Annotated in this window: 2 pseudogenes; both read right to left on the bottom strand. The window is 72.4% G+C overall.

Annotation, left to right across the window (positions count from 1 at the left end):
• Positions 1 to 605, bottom strand: a pseudogene (locus DP106_RS15415) (YcaO-like family protein); the annotation flags it as partial.
• 114 nt (positions 606 to 719) lie between these two features.
• Positions 720 to 1,010 (bottom strand): annotated as a pseudogene (locus tag DP106_RS15410) (transcriptional regulator TbsP domain-containing protein); the annotation flags it as partial.

Raw genomic sequence — 1,010 nt, 5'->3', positions numbered from 1 at the left:
GACTCCTCGAGCGACCGCGGCTCGTGGTGATGGGGCACTCCGGCGCCGTCGCCGCCCTCGGATTCGTCCCCCGCGCCGCTACCGGTGTCGCCCCCGTCGCACTCGCAGTAGGGGACCGGTAACACCCGACGCCGGGCGTGTGGGACCTCGATCACGCCACCGACGAGCGTAGACTCGTCGCCACGGAGGAGCGTCGTAAGTTCTCGGCCGGCGACCGCCCCGGCGAACCTGGCCGCCGCCGCCCCACAGTGACCCTCGTCGGTCGCCGGGTCGGCCGCCGCGACGCGCTCGCGGAGACACGCCCGACACGCCGTCCCGGGGGTGTGTCCGGACACCGAGGCCGACACGCCCTCGACGGGCCGTCCACCGACGCCGCCGAGTTCGACGACGACGAGCGGCGTTCGGGTCGTCCGGGCCTGCGTCCCCGCCCGCTCGAGGAGCCCCCTTTCGGCGTCCCCACCGCCGGACGGCCCGACCGCGACGGCCACGTCGCAGCCGCCGACGCCGGCGGGGTCGATGGCCACCGATTCGGCGTCAGTGTCGGCCACGGCCGCACGAACCGACTCCATCGCGACGCCCCCGCCGAGCACTCCGACGGTCGTCACGCCGGACCACCGAGCGTCGGACCCGGATGCGTTTTGCTGTGCATACCGCTCACGTCCGGTCGAGGGGCGATAAAAGCCGCGGACGCCGCGGTCGACACGCCCCGAAGCCGATGCTCACTCCGCGAGCAGCGACCGGGCGACGCGTGCGAACTCGCTCTCGTCGTCGACATCAAGCCGTTCGTCGCCGAGTCGCAACCGGAGACGCGGCCGGCCGACGTCGATCGGTACCTTTTCGGTTTCGATGACGCCGGACTCCTCCATCCGCGTCTTCGTCCGGGAGAACGTGGCCTTCGATGCGATCCCGACGTCCTCGCCCCACCGCGAGATATCGTAGAGGAGGTCGCCGTTCCGCGCCGCCACAAGCAGCGACACCGTGACTTCGTCGAGACCGGTCCCGTCCCGAAC

The organism is Halonotius pteroides, from assembly GCF_003605635.1.
GTDB classification, from domain to species: Archaea; Halobacteriota; Halobacteria; order Halobacteriales; family Haloferacaceae; genus Halonotius; species Halonotius pteroides.
Note: the sequence above shows the minus strand (reverse complement) of the source record. Positions and strands in the feature narration are given on the sequence as shown.